We start from the raw sequence: 17,088 nt of genomic DNA, 5'->3' as shown, positions 1-17,088 counted from the left end.
CCCCGCCTTACGGATAATAAAATCTTGTGTCAAATGTGATTTTAAAATCACTTGTATTCTGTATTTCGAACTCATTCCAACCGATCTCAAGCCCCGGAAGCCGCCCGGAGGTTTTGAGCGTCTTTTTATCAATGACAGTGTATTGCTTGATAAACGAAACCTTCTGCGACTTCTTCAACGTCTCTTCAATGGTGAGCTTTTCGCCATTAGTGTGGTTGACAATGGAGACGTTTTTCCCAGCAGCATACAAATAGACGTTATAATCATGCTCCATAGGATTGATCATAACGCCGCCCGTATTGTATACGCTGAATGTCTTTTGATTGGCAAATGAATATTGGAGGCTGTCCACCTCCTGGATATTCATGCCGGGGCTCCAATGCTCGCCGCTGAAATTTTGAGCCGTCAAAGACGTGGTTTTCGATTCTGCGACACCATTTATATTTAAGAAAGGAACCTCGAACGTGTTGAAGTTCTTTTCCTTTTCTTTCGGCACACTGAAATTGCCGTCACAGGTAACTTTAAAACGTCGATTGGGCAGCAGATCAGTAGAAATATAATAAGGGAACGGCTTTACAAGAGCCGCATACAGTTCATGCCGATACTGATAGAAATTTTCAGCAATTATTGAGTCAATATGGATTTCAACCTTTATATCACGCTCTTTATACGTAACGTCCCTGGGGTGCTGCGGCAAGACAACACCGTTTATTCTGTGAACCTTGGCCGTTTCCCGTTCAATGTTTGGCGACTCGGGTAAAAAGCTCACCAATTTAAAATAGGGAAGCAAATCAGATAAGCTTTGCTCCCCCAACCCATTGTCATAATCTATATATAACTCCATTTACCTCACTCCATTATGAAATGCCGCCCGAGCATACCGATCAGCTGACACCTGGTCCACTTTTCGACCATCCACATAGTTATTATTATCCTTTGCTACAAGACGCGTTAACAATGTAATCATGGCGTCCAGCTTCGTGTTGAGCGTTTCGTTCTGTTCTTTCAGCAGCTTTATTTCCTCGGCATTATCATTTTGAACAATCGTCTGCTGAGGCGCAGGGTTGTATCCGACCATTGCGCTGGCCTGGCTTAATACCTTATGCGCCTGGCTTCTTCTGAATTGCCGCAACGGCAGCAGCATTTCCCCTTTATGGACCTCAGCCGTGTGGTCACGCGTAATCAGGCCGCCTTTGTCATAACCCACATAACGGCCGCCGCGCTTCATGGATTTCAGCCCGGGATGGTTTAAAATGCCCCCATATCTGCTGTTGAGGTAATTGATTGACGCTAAAATCTGATGGACAGGATTTTTGATATTCCCATAGCCTTTTTCCTTGTGAGCATTGAAGGTGCTGGGAATGAACTGCATTAAACCTTGAGACGGATGGCCGGCTTTCCAGTTTGAATCCCATCTATTTACTACATTCGGATTTCCGCCTGATTCTTTCATCGCTATTGCCTCAAGAGCTCCGGCGAACTCTGATCCAAGCCCTTTGATCTTTAACGCTTGGGCAACCCACTTTTTAACAGCAGCCGTCCCGCCTTCACCAAAGTTGCTAGCATCGCCCATCTTGTCTTTAATAAAATCAACAAATTTGTTTTTGACGAATTTAAATGACCCTTTGACAAAATCCCCGGCAAAGCCCGCAAAGTTAGGCATCTTCAAGCCGAGTTTCTCAATAACCTTGTTAATGAGCTTTGATGGGTTACTGATATAGCTGAACACATCAAGCGCCAGGTCTTTCACTTTACTGGCGGCGGCCTTGGCGCCGTTCCAAACCGTTGACAAAATGCCTTGTTTTTTCTTTTTCTTTGTTCCGTTTGCGTAAGCAGGAATGCCGGACATAAATGCTTTTGTATCAAGCGCTGATAAGACCTGAGTCCCTTTTGGTAAGTTCATGAGTGTGTCTGTAGCTGGGCTTATCCCCATGTGTCCGGACGGTGTAAAGAATGCTTCTGGACCTGCATTTCTCCCCTTACCATCTCCCAGGATAGCCGGACCGCCTGGGTGCCCGCCTGTTCCATTGGCATATTGGGGAACATCCCATTTTGGTATCTTCGTATCAACACCAATCTTTCCAAGAATCCAGTTGATGCCCTGCTGGGTGAATCCGTTGATGATTTTACCGAAGCCCCGGAGCGTTCTGTTTCCAAAGGCTTTGATTCCGTCCCAGGCTTTACCGCCCATGCTCTTGATTCCGTCGCCCATTTTTTTCGGCAAGGCCTTGGCAGCATCCACGATGTCCCAAAACTTTTTAGTGATACCTGATTTCATATCACCGACAAGCTTTAACGCCTTGTCTTTCAAGAACGAGAACATTCCTCCGGCCTTTGAAGCTCCGTCTTTAAATAAGCTTTTAATCCAGCCCCACATTTTTGGAAAAATACCCTTTAAGCCAGCGCCGAGAGCCTTGGCTCCCCCAAGAATTTTGCCAAAAAATGAAAGCTGAATTGCATTCCAGACCACTTTAATGGCGCCGGAGAATATCTGCTTTATCCCTTCCCACATCTTACCGAAGTTGCCTGTCAATAAGCCGGAAAATACCTTGATAACACCTTGGATGACAGCAATAGCGCCAGTTATTACGCCCTTTATGTTTCCCCATACAGAACTTATGATCGCAAGCACGGCCGGCATCACAAACTGAACCACCGACCACACATTTTGAAGGGCTTGAGAAATAACCGTTCCGTTCTCTTTCCAAAACGTACCCCATTGTGCTGATAGCTGACCCACAAAAGACATAATTCCGCCAAGGGCCTGTTTAATAAGAGGGCCCAAAGTTCCAAAAACCTGGGATGCAATTGAGCCGAGTGTAGAAAAGACCGGCTGCATGGCTGACAGCCCGTTTTTAACGTTGGTTATGATGGGTTGCGCCTGCTGTTTAAACCCTGAAAAAGCTGTCTTGATACTGTTAATGCCATCAATGATAGATTGAACTGTTAAGACCGGGAAAAAGTCCATAAGCTTGTCAGCGCCCTTTGACGTGTCACCGTTGAAAATATCCATAATCCCGGTAAATACTGTTTTCAAATGGCCGCCTGCGCTAGAAATGCTGTTCATGACCGGCTGCAGGCCCTTCATACCTGATTCCAGTCCGGACATGGCCGGCTCCAATACATCTAAAAGGCTATTGCCGATCGGAAGGAGAGCAGACAAGGCGGAACGACCTATCTTTTTCAGCCGTGCCCCAAAGTTATCCTGAAGAGCTTTTCCGGCCTCTTTCGTTTTCCCGTTCACATCGCCAATCTTTCCATTAATGCCGCCGAGGGCATACATCGCGTCGGCCTCAAGGTCTTCCCATTTGGTGCCGTACAAAGCAACCCCGATATTATTCGCCTTGACCTGGTTTTTCATCCCCTTCAGCTCGCCCAGAACCGCATTCGAAACGTCCTTAACTGTTCCTTTCCCTTTTAGGAATTGGCTCCACACTTTCTGAGTGCTGCCGGAAAGCTGCGCCATCGCTCCGGATGTCGAATCGGAGCCGTCTTTCACTCTGATCTGAAATTCTTTCATGACATCATTAATATAGTCGAGATTATAAACCCCTGCTTGGCTGCCCTTCGTTAAGAGCTGGAAGTATTCTTCCGCAGAAAAACCCATTTTACCGAATAGGGGCGCGTACTCGCTCAGGTTGTCAAACATTTCATTTGAAAAGTTTAAGCCCTTTTGAGCACCGTACGTCATCAAATCAAAAGCCTTTTGACTCTCAACACCGAAGCCTTTCATGATATTGTTGCCGGCTCGGGTGACTTCATTTACATCAGCGTCAAAGGTTTCTGAAAGAGTAATAGCCCCTTTGGTTACATCCTTTAAATCTTTTTCGCTGAGTCCCCTGATATTCTGACGGACCTGTTTCAGGGCGTCTTTGACTACATCCATATTTTCGCCGAAACCGTCTTTCCAGATGCTTGAGGCTGTTTGTGTCAGCGCTTTAGCTTCGTTCTTTGTCAGCCCTAATTGCGCCCGGAATTCCCCTTGGCTTTTCTGTGCGTCAAGCGCCATTTTGGTGCCCATCGCTCCGACCGCAGCCGTTAACCCGGTTACGGCCGCCACTCCTGCAGTCAGTGCCCCGACCAGGCCGACTTCAATAAAAGAAGAGAATTTCCCGACCCTGCCCTTTGCTGTCTCGGTTGCCTCTCCAATATCCTTCTGGCTGTCTGATAAAGAATCGGCGCTTTTCCCTGCTTCCCGTTGCGCCTGCTCAAGCTGCTCGTATTGCACTTGTGCGCGTCGTAGAGAGCCTTGTAAAGAATGATAGGTTTGAATCTGAGTATTGAGCCGCTGGGCGTATTTCTGCGCCTGTTCAGACCCTTCGCCGTATTGCTCCACCTGTTTCTCATATGACTTGCGGTATTCGTTGACGATCTTTTCTTGAATAGAAAGCTCATTTGACAGGCCTTCAACTTTTTTCTTGCTGGCGGTCAATTCGTCGCCCATCGCTTTAAATTCCTGGACGGTTGCCTTTGTTGCTGTGCGGGCAGTCTTTAGATTGTTTCTCAGGCCGGTAATTCCTTTGTTTACCCCTGCGTCATTCAGCGTCGTATTAATGACTAGATTCCCTATCGGTCTGCCTTCTGTGGCCACGTTTTACCTCCTTTCTTTAGAAATTGACAAAACAAAAAGAGCATCTGATCAGATACCCTTTTACAAAGTCACCCCAAAAATCTTATACGCCGGCACCAGCTTGTTTTCTTCCTCATGCTGATGATCGGCAAGATCGAAGAAACGGTTTATATCCATTTCATCTATTTCATGAAGCTTGTATCCATTTTTCATCAAATCAATGTACATTTCTTTCATTTTGTTAAAGTAATCCCGGTAGCTCATGGGCTTGCCCGTTACTTTTGAGCTGCTACGGCCTTCTTCTTCAATTGAGCCTTTTTTTTATCTTTAACCATAACCTGATCCATAATATCTCTAAGCCAGTCAAATAATTCATCAGATTGAACACCGTCTAAAATATCATCAAAGGTAAATTGCCCTTTGAATATGTCCAAGACAAGAGTCATCATCTCATCCATTACATCACGCTGAGTCTTTCCGAATTCTTCGTCCGTTGCATCTGCATGTATTTCTAAAGCTCTATACGTATATCTTGCTGTAACAAATGGCTGAATAAATGTTTTTTCTGGAACAGATACAATATCGCCGCTCTCATCTACTTCTGCAAGAGCATAGTCTTTCAATACCGCTTTAATCATGTAGAAAACCACCTTTTTATTTTTTAAAAAACAAAAGCAGCCGCACCGGGCTGCCTATTATTTCCCTAGTTCTACTGTCTGGCCCTCTTCTGTTGGGTGCTCCAATTCATAAGCCAGCTTATAAAACTTATCAAGTGAAAAACCTTCATTTTGGTCATAACCAACCAGGAATACAAGACCGTCCTCTTTCCGTGGTAAGAACTGTCCTTCGATTGAGTCCGTTTGATAATCCACTTTATCTTCTTTTGTCTTACCTTCTGCAGAAGGGATACCGAATTTACCTTTTAACAGAGCATAATACACGTATCCTTTTTCATGGTGTTTTTGCCGCCAAGTGATGCAAACATAAGGCGGCTCCAAGTCCTTATGATATAATTCAATGCCAGAAACAACAGGAACGCCCAAAAGTGTTCTCTTCATTTCAGTTGTCAGATCTGCCAAATTTAATTCTAGTTTTGTTTCACTCACGCCTGAGCTCTTCACTGCGTATATACCGTCATCCGCATAGAGAGGTGTCAGTTCTGAAGAAACGTCTAATTTTGCCTCAATAGCTCCCGGCATCTTCTTCCTATCTTCTGCTTTTTCATTTTCGCCAAGTACGCCGTACTGAATTCCGTCTAAACCTGTTCGCGCCATTCATATCACCTTTTCGTTTCATATTTGTATGTTAATCATTTTTGTTGCTCTGTATCTCCGGGCATATCTGTAAAGTGCTATATCCGGATCCCGGTCAAATGCAGAGGCATATTGTTGGAAGTCGTTTTTTGCCATAAGCTCGTCAATGATGGGCTGAATCTGATGCGCTTCCTTGATCGTTTTCGTCCATAAGTCTATTTGAATATCAACCTCAAACGTCAATGCCGCGTCATCGGCATAATCTTTTCTGTGGCTCTCAAGCTCATTTATTCGAATCATCGGGGCCTTTTCTATATCCTGATCGGCTTCTGGGACAAAAACCAAAAATACACGGCCAGGATCCACAAAAGAAGAAAGGACCTCATTTTCACTCAGAATCATTTCCACTTCCTGAATTGGCAGCATCATAATCCCAGCTCCCTTCTATAAACTTCTTGCACCTTCTGCAGCACCGCGGCCGTGTACTCATTTACCGTCCTCTCCACAAAGTGCTGAGGTCGCTGTTTGATCGTCCCGAAGTTCGAAAAATGCAGCCTTGATGCGGTTTCCTTTCCGTATCCCACATTTGAATAGACTTCACCATCTTCTTTTGGCTTGGAAAAAACAACATTGTCCTTCATGTGTGTTTTGTGGGGATCCTGATCGGCCCGCCCGCGGGGTGTATTTTTTTCTAATCCAGTAGCATATATTTGTGCGCCTGCACTGACAGCCGACTTAGCAGCACGAACTTTTTTTCGAGCCAGCTTGTTCAGCTCTTTTTCTATATCTTTTATTCCGTCATCTTCCCGGGCCATCAGCTCACCTTCTCCGCAAGAACATTTATCAGGTCTTTATCCTGAGAGTTTGGGAGAATGTCTTTGATCTCGTAAAGAGTTTCATCATGCAGGATGTGCATGCTGTTCGTTACTGTCTTAACCTGCTGATAGCGAATGATGAATGTAATACTGTTTTCTAAAAAGGTGCCTGCGGTCGAAAGCTTCTCCCTTAATTTCTGATCTCTGATCTCCGCCCAGCAAGAAAACAAGGGGTCATTCACCTCAATGTTTTCACGGCTTTCCGGATCCTTTTGATTCTTTCGAGTCACAAAAGTGATGCGGGTATTGAGTCGGCTAAACTGCATCTGTATAAGCTCCTCTGAATTGTTGGATAATGTTTGTTACGCCGAACGGTATTTCCTGTAGTGCTTTATCCATTGAGGATACCCGCTGCTCATACCAGGCTCCCACAAGGAATTTGACGGCCATGTTAAACCTGGGATTGTTTTCAAAAAATGCATCCCTGTTGGGCGAAAGTGTGACAGCATCCTTGATATAATCTTCTGCCGACCCTTTCAACTCCATAATCCAGTCATCGTCAAAATTATGATCTATTCGCAACGCGTGCTTTATTTCTTCGAGCGTCATCCCATCACTCCTTACATACAAAAAGGAGCGCCGGAGCGCCCCTTCACGTCATTATTCTGTTGGTGTTTCTTTCAATTCATCAATTTGTTTTTGTAGGCCGGTTAGGATGTCTTTGACCTCGCTGTTCAGATGTTCCAGCATAACACTGCCTGCTCCGATATTCTTGCTTCGAACTGATTTTTCACCGAGCATTTCATTTACAATGCTGCCCGCTTCAATGACTGCCGGATCACCTTTTTCACCTTTTGGGCCTGGTTCGCCCGGTTCGCCTTTTTCGCCTTGTGGACCTGGTTCGCCTGGCTCACCTTGAGGTCCTGGTTCACCTTGAGGACCTTGTTTCCCTTGAGGGCCGGGTTCACCTTGAAGACCTTTTACATAGAGAGGATTTTTTTCGCTGTTATCCGCGATAGAAACATCTGTGATTGGCTCCCCTGATCCGTTGTCCCTTGCTGATGTTTTCGCTCCGTTACTTTCATTTAAAAACTCTGCCATGTTCGATCATCCTTTTCTATTATTATTTTATTTCCCTAAATCTTTACTTGTATCGTCTGGCTGCTCCGCGCCCGTATCAATGGTCACAAAATAACCGGCTTTGTCATCAGCTTTCTTCACATCGAAACGAATCGCCAGGGAAAGGACCTGTCCATAAAGATCATTCTCCACCCATTTTGCTGTGGCTTTTAATCGATTCGCAAAAAGAACTGCTCTTTTTAAATCCCCGATAAACATAACCGCGTCGCCAGCTTTTTCACCTAAAACAATATCATCTACAACTGTGTTCGGTATCCCAAACAATACTTTTCCGGATGGGGATGAAATATTTTGCTGTAAAATGTACTGACCGTTTTTATCTTTCAACGTATCTAAGAATTGGAACGCTGAAGAAGTTGCGACAATATCACGCTTATAAGCCTGTTTTAAATACACATTTAGAATTTTCTTAAGCTCGTCAGTTCCTGAGACTGTCATCGTTGTAAATGTGCGCAGAACTGCAGCAATTCGTGAATTACGTGTATTGCGTTCAATCTGTTGCAAATAATTTGCTACAAGAGCCGTTAAGTCAACGCCCGAATCGTCAATGGCCTCCTGGGAAATTGGCAATTGACCGCGGTATGTTACAACCTTCCACTCCACCTTCTTAAACTTTGGCTTCGCTAACTCAGGGTTTTTCTCTAATTCTTCTACAGAGTTGAGTTGAGTGCTAGCGTTCTCCAGAACTGGATAAGTACCAGATGAAGTTGTAACAGAAACGTTATTTACCATAGTACCAAGATCAACAACGTCTTCCAGTTCCTGTTGTGGCTTAGTGATTACATCAATAGGGATCAGCACTTCCGCGCCATCAGATTTCAATCCGTCGCGTTTTTCCCCTTTTGATCGCAGAAACTCTTCAAAAGCTCTTACCTCTTCTGTCTTACCAGGTTTGATGATTGTACGGAAGCCGCCATGCATTGATCTTTTCTCCTCTTCGTCCTCTTCTTTACCGCCTGCCGGCGCAGGTTCTTCCGGATTCATTCCGGCAATCTCTTCGTATTCCGCAAGCTTTTTCTTGAGAGCGTCGAGCTCTTCTTTCAAAGTGGAAATTTCACCTTTCAAAGCTGTAGCTTCGTCCAGCTTGTCTTCTTCGGCCCGCTTCTGCGCCTCTGTGATTTTTGTATTCACCGCCGTTTGTTTTTGAGTAATCTGCGATCTCAGTTCCTTAATTTTTTCAGATAGCATGTGTTTTCTCCTTTTCAAATAAAATAAGCACCCGGTTTTCGAGTGCTTTTACAATCCCATTTTTATTAAATCCAGCTGTAACAGCAGCTTTTCTTTTTCCGGATTCAGGTTTCTTTGTTCATACTGCTTTAAGTTCCGTTGAGCAATCGTCACGTCGGTGTCTTCATAAGCTGGATACGTAACCACTGATACATCTGTCAGCTTTGAAATGTTTCTCAGGCTTCGTAACGGCAGCCCCGTTTCTTGGTCACGGGTAAAGCTGTCACCGTTTTTCCCAAGCAAAAAGCCGAAAGAACAGTTTGAGATATTGCCGACGCGTAGATTTTCGTATAAATCCGTGGCGTACTGAGTATTCGGTAAAGTGACATCAAATCTTAGGCCGATGTCATCGACCTCAAGCTTGAGCGTACCGGCAGACGTGCGGCCAAGAATCTTTGATGGATCATGGTCAATTAAAGCCCGTACATCGCTCATATCTGTTTGGTCAAGAGCCCGCTTATCAATCATTTCAATGAACCCACCCAGGTTATGGCTGCGGGTTCCAAACTTGAGTGCATACCCGCTAATCACCTTCGGCCCATCATCGCTTGAATGGGCTTTTAATGCCCCTTCCTGCGACGTTCTGATTTCCACTTCCTTAGACATTCCCCTCACCTCCTTCACCTGCTGACGAGATCGGCAGGCTCTTTGCCTTCGCTTTCTGAATCTCGTCCATGATTTCAACGTCAACGTAATTCAAACTCATGAAACGCTTATCCCCGTTTGGTATTGGCTCGTATCCATACTCAGCCAGGGCATTGTTGAGCGAGAAAATACCGTTTTGCAGTAGAGCAATGACGTTTTCTCGCTTTGTTTTCGCGTCCGTTTCCCTAAACCGCCGTGTATCGAATTGAAATTTCTGCTGCAGGTTTAAAGGATACGGCAGCATTTTGAAATTCAGTTCTGAGACAATAGCCGTGAAATAGTTCGATAATGTATTTGTCAGATAGTCCAGGTTAGCTTGTTCAAGCGATGTATTGACTTGTTCTATCCCCAGCTTATGGGCGGGCAATCCAAACGCTTTGGCGATCTGCTTTGTTGAATGCGTGTAATTATTAACGATTTCAAGCACTTTTGTATTAATTTCTAATTGCTTAAACTCCTCATTTTCACTAAGAACAGCAATTCTTTGCTGATTCCGCCCCCCTGAGTTTGCTTTCTCAAATTCATTTCGAATCTTGTCCTTTGCTTCAGGGGACAAATGACCCTTTTTCAAATTGACAATCCCACTCAAGTTGATGCCTCTTCTAAAAAAGTCAGTAACAAGGCGTTTTCCAAACTCCTGGCTTTCAATCTCACGCTTAAGACTAGAAAGAGGACCCATCCCCGTTATACCGTCCAAGCTGAAAAATTTAATATGCAGCACATTTTCAGGCTTCAATACTCTCTCTTTACCGCCAGAAGGATAATACCGGTAAAGGATTTCATTTCGGTTTGGAAGCTGCTCGGCATAGACTTCACTGTTCCGCATATGGATAAGCTCCACGGGTGCCCCCTCTTTGTCCCGGATGATTTCAGCGTACGATTGGCTGTTCAATAGTGCGTTGGCTACAAGTATGAATTTGAAAAAGTACCCCGAATAATAATCATTGGGTTTTTCATTCAGCAGCCTGAACAGATCAGAATCCTTTTCTTCGACACCGTTATGCTTAACCATAATTGGCGATGCTGCAATATCAGAGGAAAGGGTATGCACTGCTGTGAATACATCGCTGTTCTTAATTGCACTTGCTGACACGTAAGACAGGCCGTCCAAGCCGACAATAATTTCATTAAATTCCCGCGCCCCCTGGCTTTGTTTGTCTAATGATCGAAAGAACGCCACTCAATCACCTCCCTCCCTCTTCTCTCGGATTGAGTAAGAAGGCAATCAGAACAAGAAAAAGGCCGGCCACAATAAGTCCGGCGATCGGGCGGAAAAGGAAAATTCCATAGTCGATTAAAAACAGCCCAACCAAAAAGAAAAGAGTATGCAGGTTCATTCTAATAAACTGGCATACCCCCAATAAAAATTTAATTATTTTTCCTAATTTCATGGTGCTCCCTCCTTCCTCAAAGGGTGAATTCTTCGCTTTCGTAATATGTGTTCCAGTCAAATTCATCTGCATAGTAATGCATCGCCTCATAGTGAGCCGTGATCATCGCCGCGATCGGGTCAATTTTCTCACGGTTCTTATCTTTATCAATTCTGATTAAATCATTGAACTCTTTAGCTATCGCGTTATTTACGGCGATTGTCAGTAAAGGGTTGTCAGTATGAATGATGCGCTTATCATAAACGCAAAGACGGAAGTCTTTTGCTGGTGGGGAAAGCCGCTTCGCTCCCTGCCCCACTTCTATTAATGGGTATTCTTCCAGCTCATTTAAAACCAGGGAGATAGCATGAGGGTCATAAAGAATGCCTTTAACTTTAAGCTTTTGAGACTTAATCCTATGCTTAATGTAGTCAATGACCTGCTGCTGATTGATTATCCCTGTTTCTTTATTTGTAATAGTGCAGTAACCTCGGTCGGCCATCTCCCTATAGTCGATTTTGTCCCGTTTTATTTTATGGTCTAGGCCGCCTTTCGTCGCAACAAATGAATGACTGTCAACGTAATACCTTCTTGCCTCGTCATCAAGTGGATAAATCCAAGACGCAGCCGTTAGATCGTCTGACCTTGACATATCCAAACCGATATAAACCTCTCGGCCGACAAGGTCCGGCTCCTCTTCCACGGCGCAAGCGTTCCAATCGTCAATAGAGATAAAGCTTTCCTCACTTACTTGCCGCCACACATTAAAATTTTTCACGTATAAAGCATTTAAGTTCCGCTGCTCCTTTGCTGCATCCAAGTCCAGCTTTAATGACTCCATGACGGTTTCGCCAATCTCCGGGTGCTCCAAGATAGGATTGGACTTTATCCATGTTTCTGGGAGCTCCGCCTCTTTTTCAACATCGTCCTGCTCATAAATGGCGATGAAGTAATCATCCATATTGAGCTCTTTTCTTAAAACCTTTTTCAGCATTTGAACTTCTCTATACATTGGGACGTTTGGGTTTAATCCTGCTGTGCTGATAATTGCAAGCAAGCTGTTTTTCAGAGCGATCTGACCCGATTTCAAAAGATTGTACATTTTTAGGTCCTGGCTTTCGTGCCATTCGTCTATGATTGCGACTGTTGCCGCAAATCCGTCACCCGTGGACGTGTCAGAGGAAATGGGATATGCCGTGCTGCCGGAGAATAAATCCTTAATTTCAGCATCCTTAATTTTCACTCTTTTTTTCATAGCTTTAGAGCCCTTTGCCAATGACCGGATTTGATCTTGCATATACTCAAAGCCAATTCGTGCCTGTTTTAAGGCGTTGGAGGCAAAAACAATTTTTCTGTTGCGTTTTGGTGTTTCGCAGAGGAAAAACTCATTCGTTCCCATCGTCGAGACTAAAAACGTTTTCCCATTACGCCGGGCCTTTGTTATCAGGGCTCTTTTGAATCGGCGGTTATCATTATCTTTTCTTTTCCAACCAAAGACGCTGCCGATAATCCATTTTTGATATGACAACAATTCCACCGGCTCACCAGTCTCAGGGTTTGGCAAAATTTCAGTAAAGTCAATTCTTGCGTTTGCCGCTTCCACATCAAAATAATAATTAAACGGCGCAAGTTTTGACCTTTCCAAATCCTCCATATGCCTTTTGCAAGCAAGAATGATATACTCACCCGCAACAATCTCGCCACTTATAACCGCTTGAGCATATGCCGTTACATGGTCAAGCATTCTTACCACGACTTTTCAAGAATTTTGTGATCGGGTCCTCTTCGCCTTCATCCTCACCCAGGCCGACAAGCCGGAGCCTTGAGTCCAGGGAAAGCCCTAACTGTCCCGCAATGCCTCGAATCTCTTTTGACATGCTATTCATAATATCAACGGAAGGGTTTTTCTTTTTGACCGGAAAGCCTTTGCTGTTTATTTCGACAACCGTCTGACCGTTTTCGTTAATATCATTCAGGGCCACCCTATACTGCGCATAGCTATTGCAGAATAAAGCAAAAAGCGTCCTATCTAACTCCGAAATGGGCAGCTCACTGAGATAAGGGTATATTCTTTCCCATTCATTCTTCGCCATTGTGGAAAGCCAGTAAGGTGGTTTCTCTTGCAATGGCGTAAACCCTTTTAATTTTTCTTCCTGCTGCTGCCGCTTCTCCAATTCTTCTTTAGAAACTTGTCCTTTTAATGTTTCCGTCATTTGTTTTCTTCTCGCCAATAAAAACCACCACCTTTCAGCGAATTTCCGCACTACTGTTTTCCAACAAATGAACGCATAACAAAAATGCCGGTCATCACATACGAGATAAGGGACCAAGCAAAAATTTCACATATCAAAAACGGCCCAAAATAGTGAAAATCAAAATTTCATTTCAACAATTTTTACGAAGAAGAGGGGGCGCCGATGTACAGGAAAATGAAAAAGCCCACCCGGTAAATTGACGGGGGGACTTAATCCAATTTCTCATACGTTTTTTCGAAAATACCTGGATAACATGGGTAAACTTCCCCCTCGATGCCTAAACGCTTCAACCTCAAGAGGTTTCTTCTTATACCTAGTCATTGTTATCCCCTTTCCCAAACGTGACCTGATTATGATGATATTGACAAAGCACCTCAAGGTTATTCAAATCGGTACGCGCTTGAATATCGTTTATGACGTCTCTAAGCTCTCTGTGCTTATGATGGACTACTAATCTATTCGACTTATTTAAACGTCCCTGCGAGGCACAGACAGCACAATGATAGTTACTTTCTCTAAGCTTCTGTTCTCGAAGGAGCTTCCACTCTCTCGAATGGTAATAGGAATAGCGCTTGTTGTTCTCCCTTGTGTATCTCACATCTTTGTTATACTGCTTGTCGGCATAGCCCTTGTGCTTCTCACAATAACGTTCTGCCCAATCCACATAGCTGCGGCAGGCAGGCGCGTTACATCTTTTCAGCGGCATTGGCAATCACTACCTCCGATCCCTCATGCTTATCCCTCCACCAGAAACCGATTATAAACAATAGCTTTTGTCCCGCACTTGCTGTCCTTATCCATGTATTCAATATCAATATGTGTCGGGTTCATTAACTCAGTGTTTGTTACGTATGAAAAATCTGCGTTTATAATTTCCCCAATTTGTTCACCTTTATAAAAAACACGAGGCGCAGAATTAATATCATCAAGCTCGATCTTGAGTAATAACGGATTTGCTTTTCTCCAAGTAAGAATGCTTTCCTCATCATTAACAGCAACAGCATTCATCTCGCTATCTTCTAAAGATTCGTTCAGAAACCCCGATACACCATGACCTTTAGTTTTCAATTCTTCAATAGTTCTTTTTGGTACTCCCTCATCACATAGACAAGTTAGAGGCAATGCGCCAATACGGAGAACATCTTCATGCCCCAATATATTAACGTCTGGATGCTCTTTCAGATAATATCTTTTCTGTGATTGCCGGACGATCACAGGCAGTTGGTTTATTTCTGCGAAAAACATCAACGCTTTTGTTTTTCCTAGCCCCCTCTGCCTTTCATTCGTAACAATCATTTCTCTTTTCGCGTGTGCTTCTTCAAGTAACTCAAAGATGGTTCTATTTGCTAATTCCAATTTCATTTACATCGCTCCCTTTCGACAATTAAAAAGCGCTTGGTATATTCTTTCTAAACTGCCCCCGCACTCAAGCCGTTAACCGCCAATTGTTTTCCCTGAGAATTACCGGACGCAGTTTACAAAAAACATCTCCCGATACCAAAGTCGCAAGACTAGCGCGATCCAGCTCAGAATGAAAAGTCATTCCTCAACGCTTTAATTTGAGTATCCGAATTCGCCTTGATAAGGGATAGGCGCTTTTCCCATATTATGTAGGTTGTTTTTACCGGTCCGAAATTCACACCCCTTGGAAGTTGATAGGTAAAGTTTATAGGGATTTCAAACATAAATAGTCTCCTTTTTTGGGTCCCTTTTTGTATCCATAAAAGTCCGTTTTTTGTCCAAAAGAAAAGCACTCAGATGATTCCGAGTGCTGTAGCAAGGCGGTAGATAGCCCTTTTCTTAAGTTCATAATAGGTGTTTTTCTTAATGCCCAAATCAATATAAATGCTTATGTCTTTGACGGTAGATGCTGTAAGGTATTTTTTCTCAATAATCAAGCGCTCCAGGTCGTCCAAGCTGTTTTGTAACGCCCGTTCCATTTGCTTCACCTTCAGCTCGTTTATATTATGTGAATCTCTTAGAGAGGGAAAAAGGCTCATGCCGGCGCTTTCGCATTCCCTTTTGTTTTCCATTTGAACTTTTAAGGCCCTGTAATCTTTCAGCTCTTTGATGACTATTTTTCTCACGGCTCTTGCATCCACAGGGTCCATGAATGAAAGCTGCTCTGCTGTCATGCTAATTTCTCCAATCTTGCTTTGACTGCCTCCATTAAGGCGTTTTGCCCGACGGCTTTGCCTTCTAATGCCCTCATTACATCCTCGTCCACAGTGCCTTCTGTTACAAGATGGTTCACAATTACGCTATGTTTCTGCCCCTGGCGGTCAAGCCTCGCATTGGCCTGCTGGTAAAGCTCAAGACTCCATGTCATGCCAAACCATACAATGACATGGCCTCCATCCTGTAAGTTAAGCCCGTGCCCTGTAGATGCTGGATGCGCTAAAAGCATTTCAATCTTACCATTGTTCCAGTCAGCTATCTCCTTGCTACTGTCTAACGTTTTCGCCTTTTTAAATTTCTGCTGAATGCGCTCAAGATCATGTTTATAAGAGTAGAAAACAAGGATAGGTTTTCCATTGGCTGCGTCTACTATATCCTCTAACGCATTCAGCTTTTCATCATGAAGCTTTTGGATTTCCCCGTTTTCGTCATAAACGGCACCATTCGCCAGCTGTAACAACTTGTTTGATAAAACGGCCGCGGTGTCGGCCACAACATCACCATCTAAAAAAGGGAGAAGTAAATCTTTTTCAAGCTGCTTGTATTTCGCTTTTACTTTGTCCGTCATTCGTACTTTGACAATATTATCAATTCGTTCCGGGAGCTGAAGCCAGTCCCGGGCCTGCATACTGATGCAGATGTCAGACACTTTCTCATGAATGGCTTTCTCGGCTCCTTCTTTCAATTTCCAACTGTAGATAACAGTTCTGTTTCTTTGGTCAGGCTGAAAATATTTTTCCCGGTAACTGGTTACGGTTTTCCCCAGCCGTTCCCCTTGATCTAATAAGTACATCTGCGGCCATAAATCAATTAAGCTGTTCGGTGCTGGGGTTCCGGTCAGGCCCACAATTCTTTTTATGAAAGGCCTAACTTTTTTCAAAGCCCTAAACCGTTTGGCTTTAGAGGACTTAAAGCTAGAAAGCTCATCTATCACGACCATGTCAAAAGGCCACTTCTTACCGTAAAAATTCACCAGCCATTCGACATTCTCCCTGTTAATAATGTAAATATCAGCTTTCATATCTAAAGCCATAATTCTGGATGATTCCGGCCCCAATACTTTTGAGACTTTTAAATAAGAAGTGTGGTCCCACTTCTCAGACTCTCTTGACCAGGTATCTTCCGCAACTCTCAAAGGTGCAATTACTAAAACATTTGAAACGTCAAAATAATCGTATAGGAGATCTGATACTGCTGTCAGAGTGCTAACGGTTTTCCCCATCCCCATATCCAGGAAGAGGCCTGCAGCATGAGTATCAATTATGTGCTTAATTGCATGTTCTTGGTATTGGTGTGGTTTGAATTTCACGAAATGCCCCCCCTGACAAAAGCTGTTATTGAATCTATTGAATCTAAAACGCGGACTTCAAAACCTAATGTTTCTAAATCCTTTTTGCGTTTTAGCTGCAGAGGTCTTGGCTTTTCTCCCGGGGCCTTCATTTCTACAAAAACAAGCTTGCCGCCAGGTAAAAGTACAATCCGGTCAGGCACCCCAGATAATCCCGGAGATACAAATTTCATCGCCTTGCCTCCCTGCCTTTCGACCTCTCGTTTTAGTATTCGCTCTAATTGACTTTCCTTCAAAACTGCCTCCACTCCTTTTATGCTTGCCTCCATATGTCCATGAGGCCATCG

The 17,088-nt window shown here is 43.9% G+C and carries 20 protein-coding genes; all 20 read right to left on the bottom strand.

The window, feature by feature from the left end:
• Window positions 1-7 precede the first annotated feature (7 nt).
• The 20 genes from ACNFN4_RS02020 to ACNFN4_RS01925 all read right to left on the bottom strand — a co-directional run bounded on the left by ACNFN4_RS02020 (window position 8) and on the right by ACNFN4_RS01925 (window position 17,070).
• Window positions 8-844: a phage tail family protein gene (locus ACNFN4_RS02020; RefSeq protein ID WP_134992354.1), complete on the bottom strand. Its 837-nt coding sequence runs from the start codon at window positions 842-844 to the stop codon at window positions 8-10.
• On the bottom strand, window positions 845-4,591 hold the full coding sequence (locus tag ACNFN4_RS02015; protein WP_448199970.1) for a phage tail tape measure protein: 3,747 nt from the start codon (window positions 4,589-4,591) through the stop codon (window positions 845-847).
• A gap of 60 nt (window positions 4,592-4,651) precedes the next feature.
• Window positions 4,652-4,834: a hypothetical protein gene (locus ACNFN4_RS02010; protein WP_328222013.1), complete on the bottom strand. Its 183-nt coding sequence runs from the start codon at window positions 4,832-4,834 to the stop codon at window positions 4,652-4,654.
• 11 nt (window positions 4,835-4,845) lie between these two features.
• Complete coding sequence (gene gpG / locus ACNFN4_RS02005; RefSeq protein WP_448199969.1) at window positions 4,846-5,208, bottom strand: phage tail assembly chaperone G; 363 nt, start codon at window positions 5,206-5,208, stop codon at window positions 4,846-4,848.
• 57 nt (window positions 5,209-5,265) lie between these two features.
• Window positions 5,266-5,844: a major tail protein gene (locus ACNFN4_RS02000; protein ID WP_088030551.1), complete on the bottom strand. Its 579-nt coding sequence runs from the start codon at window positions 5,842-5,844 to the stop codon at window positions 5,266-5,268.
• 18 nt (window positions 5,845-5,862) lie between these two features.
• Window positions 5,863-6,252 carry a hypothetical protein gene (locus ACNFN4_RS01995; RefSeq protein ID WP_448199968.1) on the bottom strand — a complete coding sequence of 130 codons (390 nt, stop codon included), beginning with the start codon at window positions 6,250-6,252 and terminating at the stop codon, window positions 5,863-5,865.
• Window positions 6,249-6,638: an HK97-gp10 family putative phage morphogenesis protein gene (locus ACNFN4_RS01990; RefSeq protein ID WP_227579014.1), complete on the bottom strand. Its 390-nt coding sequence runs from the start codon at window positions 6,636-6,638 to the stop codon at window positions 6,249-6,251. The genes ACNFN4_RS01995 and ACNFN4_RS01990 overlap by 4 nt, the downstream gene beginning before the upstream one ends.
• Window positions 6,638-6,964: a phage head closure protein gene (locus ACNFN4_RS01985; RefSeq protein ID WP_069448903.1), complete on the bottom strand. Its 327-nt coding sequence runs from the start codon at window positions 6,962-6,964 to the stop codon at window positions 6,638-6,640. The genes ACNFN4_RS01990 and ACNFN4_RS01985 overlap by 1 nt, the downstream gene beginning before the upstream one ends.
• On the bottom strand, window positions 6,954-7,247 hold the full coding sequence (locus ACNFN4_RS01980) for a head-tail connector protein (protein WP_014472232.1): 294 nt from the start codon (window positions 7,245-7,247) through the stop codon (window positions 6,954-6,956). The genes ACNFN4_RS01985 and ACNFN4_RS01980 overlap by 11 nt, the downstream gene beginning before the upstream one ends.
• 51 nt (window positions 7,248-7,298) lie before the next feature.
• The gene (locus ACNFN4_RS01975) at window positions 7,299-7,739 is read right to left on the bottom strand and encodes a collagen-like protein (RefSeq protein ID WP_448199967.1); all 441 of its coding nucleotides are present in this window, start codon (window positions 7,737-7,739) and stop codon (window positions 7,299-7,301) included.
• A 27-nt stretch (window positions 7,740-7,766) separates the two neighbouring features.
• Entirely contained in the window at window positions 7,767-8,966 is a 1,200-nt protein-coding gene (locus ACNFN4_RS01970; protein WP_448199966.1) for a phage major capsid protein, read from the bottom strand.
• 48 nt (window positions 8,967-9,014) lie between these two features.
• Window positions 9,015-9,611, bottom strand: coding sequence for an HK97 family phage prohead protease (locus ACNFN4_RS01965; RefSeq protein ID WP_448199965.1), 597 nt, complete (start codon window positions 9,609-9,611; stop codon window positions 9,015-9,017).
• Entirely contained in the window at window positions 9,604-10,830 is a 1,227-nt protein-coding gene (locus ACNFN4_RS01960) for a phage portal protein (protein ID WP_448199964.1), read from the bottom strand. The genes ACNFN4_RS01965 and ACNFN4_RS01960 overlap by 8 nt, the downstream gene beginning before the upstream one ends.
• Before the next feature lie 4 nt (window positions 10,831-10,834).
• Window positions 10,835-11,041 (bottom strand): hypothetical protein, encoded by a 207-nt coding sequence (locus ACNFN4_RS01955; RefSeq protein WP_448199963.1) that lies wholly within the window; start codon window positions 11,039-11,041, stop codon window positions 10,835-10,837.
• Between the two features lie 16 nt (window positions 11,042-11,057).
• Window positions 11,058-12,764: a terminase large subunit gene (locus tag ACNFN4_RS01950; RefSeq protein ID WP_448199962.1), complete on the bottom strand. Its 1,707-nt coding sequence runs from the start codon at window positions 12,762-12,764 to the stop codon at window positions 11,058-11,060.
• Window positions 12,757-13,251: a phage terminase small subunit P27 family gene (locus ACNFN4_RS01945; RefSeq protein WP_014472238.1), complete on the bottom strand. Its 495-nt coding sequence runs from the start codon at window positions 13,249-13,251 to the stop codon at window positions 12,757-12,759. The genes ACNFN4_RS01950 and ACNFN4_RS01945 overlap by 8 nt, the downstream gene beginning before the upstream one ends.
• A 759-nt stretch (window positions 13,252-14,010) precedes the next feature.
• Complete coding sequence (locus ACNFN4_RS01940) at window positions 14,011-14,637, bottom strand: hypothetical protein (protein ID WP_448199961.1); 627 nt, start codon at window positions 14,635-14,637, stop codon at window positions 14,011-14,013.
• Window positions 14,638-15,029: 392 nt separating this feature from the next.
• The gene (locus tag ACNFN4_RS01935; RefSeq protein WP_013353512.1) at window positions 15,030-15,410 is read right to left on the bottom strand and encodes an ArpU family phage packaging/lysis transcriptional regulator; all 381 of its coding nucleotides are present in this window, start codon (window positions 15,408-15,410) and stop codon (window positions 15,030-15,032) included.
• Entirely contained in the window at window positions 15,407-16,762 is a 1,356-nt protein-coding gene (locus ACNFN4_RS01930) for an SNF2-related protein (RefSeq protein WP_448199960.1), read from the bottom strand. Before ACNFN4_RS01930 ends, ACNFN4_RS01935 begins: the two co-directional genes overlap by 4 nt.
• Entirely contained in the window at window positions 16,759-17,070 is a 312-nt protein-coding gene (locus ACNFN4_RS01925) for a VRR-NUC domain-containing protein (RefSeq protein WP_448199959.1), read from the bottom strand. The genes ACNFN4_RS01930 and ACNFN4_RS01925 overlap by 4 nt, the downstream gene beginning before the upstream one ends.
• Window positions 17,071-17,088 lie beyond the last annotated feature (18 nt).

This window comes from Bacillus sp. N1(2025) (assembly GCF_053470005.1).
Note: the sequence above shows the minus strand (reverse complement) of the source record. Positions and strands in the feature narration are given on the sequence as shown.